General features: G+C 74.3%; 4 protein-coding genes. 1 reads left to right on the forward strand and 3 read right to left on the reverse strand.

Going from position 1 to position 4,739, the window contains the following annotated elements:
- On the forward strand, nucleotides 1-1,138 hold a 1,138-nt coding region (locus ACFV4N_RS40065), incomplete at its 5' end, for a cytochrome P450 (protein WP_499677913.1).
- Nucleotides 1,139-1,211: 73 nt separating this feature from the next.
- Here ACFV4N_RS40065 and ACFV4N_RS40070 read toward each other — a convergent pair.
- The 3 genes from ACFV4N_RS40070 to ACFV4N_RS40080 all read right to left on the reverse strand — a co-directional run.
- A complete protein-coding gene (locus ACFV4N_RS40070; protein ID WP_499677914.1) occupies nucleotides 1,212-2,270 on the reverse strand; it encodes an ABC transporter permease in 1,059 nt (352 codons plus the stop codon).
- Nucleotides 2,263-3,798 carry a sugar ABC transporter ATP-binding protein gene (locus ACFV4N_RS40075; RefSeq protein ID WP_499677915.1) on the reverse strand — a complete coding sequence of 512 codons (1,536 nt, stop codon included), beginning with the start codon at nucleotides 3,796-3,798 and terminating at the stop codon, nucleotides 2,263-2,265. Before ACFV4N_RS40075 ends, ACFV4N_RS40070 begins: the two co-directional genes overlap by 8 nt.
- 20 nt (nucleotides 3,799-3,818) lie before the next feature.
- The coding region (locus tag ACFV4N_RS40080; protein WP_499677916.1) for a sugar ABC transporter substrate-binding protein at nucleotides 3,819-4,739 on the reverse strand (921 nt) is incomplete at its 5' end.

The following is a 4,739-nucleotide window of genomic DNA, read 5'->3' on the forward strand; positions in this document are numbered from 1 at the left end:
CGCCCGCGTGAGGGACCCGAGGCGGGCGCTGGCCGCCGTCGCCCGGTCCGAGGGCGGTGTCGTCGAACTGCACCCCGGCACGTGGCTGGTGACCGATCCGGCCACCACGGAGCGGCTGTTGGCGAGCCGGCACGCCGTGACCGCCAGGACCGCGCGGGGCGCGGCGGCGTCCTGGGGCGAGGGCGGCCTGGAGCGGTGGATGGCGGCTCGCCGCGCCGTGCGCCCGGAGCTGACCGAGGCCGCGGCGGCCCGGTTCGCGCCGATCACCGCCTCGTCCGCCCGGCACGCCGTCACCCGGTGGGCGTCGGCGGCGCGCGTCGACGCGATGGCCGAGGCCACCCGTCTGATGTCGGCGCTCAACACCCACTACGTCCTGGGCGAACCGGCGCCCTCCCTCACCGCGCTCGTCGAGGACGAGCTGTCGACCGCGCGGCGGGCGTTCCGCCCGGCGTCCCTCCGGCTGCCGCGCAAGCAGCTCGCCACCCGGTCCGCCCTCCACGCCCACCTGCGCGCCGCGGCGCCCGGCCGGGGCCTGGTCGCCGCCCTGACCGGTGCGGGCCTGGACGAGCGCAGCACCGCTCAGGCGGTGCGCACGATGTTGCTGTCCGGCCACCACGTCCCGGCCGCGGCCCTCGCGTGGGCGCTGCACGAGCTGTCCGCGCGCCCGGACCTCCAGCGGCGGATCCGGGACGAGGCCACCGCACGCCCGGACCCGCGCGCCGCCGACCTGCCCCTGTGCCGGGCGGTGGTCCGCGAGACCCTGCGCCTGCACCCGCCGATCTGGCAGCTGCGGCGCGTCCTGGACGCGCCCGTCCCCGGCTTCCCGGCCGGCGCCGAGGTGCTGTTCAGCCCGTACGTCAACCACCGCGACCCGGCGGCCCACCCCGACCCCGACCGGTTCGACCCGCACCGGTGGACCACCGCGCCCCGCCCCTCCCCGGGCTCCTACCTGCCCTTCGCCCTGGGACCCCGGTTCTGCCCCGGCTCCCACCTGGCCACCGCCGAACTCGCCGTCGTCCTCGCCGCGGTCCTCGAACGCCACCACGTCGCGCCGTACCGGGCGCCCAAACCCTCGCGGGGCGTCCTGAACGCACCGCGCCGCCTGCGCCTGACCCTGGTGCCGCACGACCGCCGATGAGCGCTCCCGCGCGCCGACGGGCGCCGGCCCGCGCCTGCTCCGGTCGCGGTCCGGCGTCGCCCGGCCGGAGCGGTCACTCCTGCGCCCTGCCCCCCGTGACGCGGGACAGCGCCAGGGCGACGAGGATGATCGCGCCGTTGAGGGCGTCGATCCACTGCGCGGGGACGCCGCCCAGCGTGAGCACGTTCTGGATCATGAACAGCAGCAGGACGCCGGTGAAGGCGCCGAACACCGTCCCCCTGCCGCCGTTGAGGCTGATGCCGCCGATGACGGCCGCGGCGAACACGGTGAAGATGTAGCCGTTGCCCTGGGCGGAGGCGACGGAGGCCAGGCGGCCGGACAGCAGCAGGCCGCCGAGAGCCGCCAGGAGGCTCGCGGTGACGATGACGATCCAGAGCACCCGGTCGGTGCGGATGCCGGCCGCCTTCGCCGCGTCGACGTTGCCGCCGATGGCGTAGAGGGAGCGGCCGAAGCCGGTGAAGCCGAGGACCACGGCGCCGGTGGCGAACAGGACCAGGCACAGCCACACCGACGCGGGCACGCCGAGCCACTGCGCCGTGCCGAGGTAGAGCATCGAGTCCGGCAGCCGGAAGAAGGTCTGGCCGCCGGAGATGCCGGTGAGGGTGCCGCGGAGCACGATCAGCATGCCGAGCGTCACGATGAAGCCGTTGAGCCCGAACCGGATGATGAACAGGGCGTTGACGACGCCGATCAGGACGCCGACGGCCAGCGTGATGGGCACGGACCAGCCTCCCGGCACCAGGCCCAGCCCGTGGCCGGCGCCGACCGGCACGGTGAGCCACGCGGCGACGCCGGGTGCGAGGCCGACGGTGGACTCCAGGGAGAGGTCCATCTTCTTGACGATGAGCACCAGCGCTTGGGCCAGGACCAGGACGGCGATCTCCGACATGGTCTGCAGGACGTTGACCAGGTTCTCGGCCCGCAGGAACACCGGGCTGACCAGGTGGCCGACGATCGCGATCACGACGATCGCGGGGACGAGGGCCAGGTCGCGCAGCCGGGCGAAGGCGATCCGCCGCCCGCCCGCGAACCGGGCGGACGGCCCCCTCCCGGCGGTTCCGCCCGTCGCGCCGGTCGAGCCGCCCGCGGTCGCGGTCCTGCTCTCAGCCATCGAGGTCCACCCCTTCCATCGCGGCCACGAGCCGGTAGTCGTGCCGGTCGCGGCCTGCCTCGGTGACCACGCGGCCCCGGAACACCACCAGGACCCGGTCGCACACGCGCAGGTCGTCCAGTTCGTCGGAGGCGATGAGCACCCCGGCGCCGGACCCGGCGACCTCCTCGACCTTGCCGAGGAGGAACTGCTTGGACCGCACGTCGACGCCGGCGGTCGGGTTGATCAGCACCAGCAGCCGCGGGTCGTTGGCCAGGGCGCGGGCCAGGACGACCTTCTGCTGGTTGCCGCCGGACAGGCCGGAGACCGGCAGCCCCGGCCCGGGGGCCTTGATCGCCAGGTCCTCGATCATGGCCCGGGCGATGCCGTCGCGGCGGCGGCCGTCGATGAACCCGGCGGGCCCGAGCCGCTCCGGGACGGTCAGGGTCCCGTTGTCCGCGACGGACATCTCCGGCACGAGGCCCTGGTGGTGCCGGTCCCGCGGCACGAAGCCGACGCCCGCCCCCAGGGCGGCGGGCACACTGCCCGGCCGAGGTCGCGTGCCGGCGACCTCCACGGAGCCGGAGACGGCCGCCCTCAACCCGGCGACCGTCTCCGCGATCTCGACGCGGCCGCTGCTCGCCGCGCCGGCGAGACCGACGACCTCGCCCGCGCGGACGCGGAAGGACACGTCGTCGTACGCGCCGGGCAGGGACAGGCCGTCCACCCTGAGCACGTCCGGGGCGTCGGGCGACGGGCCGCGGCGCTCGCCGCGCGCCTCCGCCGCGGCCTCGCCGGTCATGGCGGCGACCAGCTCGCCCCGCGGCAGTTCGCCGACCGGGGCGGTCAGGACGTGCCTGGCGTCGCGGAACACCGTCACCGCGTCGCAGATCTCGTAGACCTCCCGCAGGTGGTGGCTGATGAACAGGAACGCGACGCCCTGCCGCTGCAGGTCTTCGACCCGGGCGAACAGGCGGTCGATCGCGGCGGCGTCCAGGTGGGCGGTGGGCTCGTCCAGGATGACGAAGCGCGCCCCGAACGACAGCGCCCTGGCGAGTTCCACGACCTGCCGCCGCTCGACGTCGAGTTCCCGGGCGGGGGTGCGCACGTCCACGTCGACCGACCAGGCGTCCAGCAGGTCCCGCGCCCGGTCGCGCACCGCCCTCCAGCTGATCAACCCGCCGCGCCCGCGGCCGTGCCGGTTGAGGAAGAGGTTCTCGGCCACCGTCAGGTCGGGGATGATCGTGGACTCCTGGTGGACGCACGCGACCCGCCGCCGCCAGGCGTCGCGGTCGACGAGCCGCGGCGCGGGTTCGCCGCCGAACCTCACCTCGCCCCCGTCCGGGGCCCGGAGCCCGGTGAGGATGGACACCAGCGTGGACTTGCCCGCTCCGTTGCGCCCGACCAGGGCGTGGGTCTGCCCGGGTTCGACCCTGATCGACGCCTCGTGGAGGGCCACCGTCGGCCCGAACCGCTTGGTGATCCCCGTCGCCTCGGCGACGGGCGCGGGGGTGGCAGGGCCGGGGGTGACGGGCGCGGGGGTGACCATCTCGTTCCTCCCTTCCGGGTTCAGCCGAGTTCGTTGCCCCACAGGGACTCGTCGTCGGCCTTGAGGCTGGGCACGCCGTCGTAGGTGCCGCCGTCGGCGGTGACCAGGGGAGCGGGGAGCTGGTCCTCCAGCAGACCTTCGCGGACCTGGACGATCGTGCTGTCGTGGTCGGTCCTGCCGGGTGCGAACACCTTGCCGTCGATCGCGGCCTTGAGGTAGTGCAGGGCGTACTCGGCGTAGAGGTCGGCCGGTTGGGAGACGGTGGCGTCGATCTCGCCCTCGGCGATGCTCCGGAGTTCCTCGGGGATGCCGTCGTTGGAGACGACGAAGACGTGCCCAGGGTCCTCGGGTCCCACCAGCAGGCCCTTCTGCCTGAGCACCTGGAGGGTGCCGGCGAGGGCGAAGCTGGACTGCATGTAGACGCCCTTGACGTCGGGGTGGGCGGTGAGGGCGGTCTGGAGCTTCTGCGCGGCGACCGCGCCGTCCCAGTTGGTGGCTTCCCCGAGCACCGCGATGTCGGGGTAGTCGGACCTCATGCAGTCGTTGAACGCCTCGGTGCGGTCGCGGCCGTTGATCGAGGCGAGGTCGCCCTGGAGCATGACGACCTTGCCCCTGCCGCCCAGCTTCGCGCCGAGGAACCGGCAGGCCTTCTCGCCGTAGGCGCGGTTGTCGGCGCGGACCACCATGTACGCGTTGCCGGTGTCGGGCCGGGTGTCCACGGTGACCACCGGGATGTTCCTCGCCTCCAGCTGTTCCAGCGCGGGCGCGATGGCCGCCGTGTCCTGCGGGGCCATCGCGACGCCCTCGACGCCCTGGCTGATGAAGGTCTGGACGTTGGCGGTGAGCTTGGCGACGTCGTTCTGGGAGTTGGTGGTCTTGAGGTCGAGGCCGAGTTCGGCCGCGAACCCGGGGCTGTACTCGATGTAGGAGTTCCAGAAGTC

Source organism: Actinosynnema sp. NPDC059797 (genome assembly GCF_042732085.1).
In the GTDB taxonomy this organism is placed as follows: Bacteria; Actinomycetota; Actinomycetes; order Mycobacteriales; family Pseudonocardiaceae; genus Actinosynnema.

Coding starts and splice junctions, on each gene's coding strand:
- ACFV4N_RS40070 (WP_499677914.1), bottom strand. CDS start 2,270: ATGGCTGAGAGCAGGACCGCGACCGCGGGCGGCTCGACCGGCGCGACG.
- ACFV4N_RS40075 (WP_499677915.1), bottom strand. CDS start 3,798: ATGGTCACCCCCGCGCCCGTCACCCCCGGCCCTGCCACCCCCGCGCCC.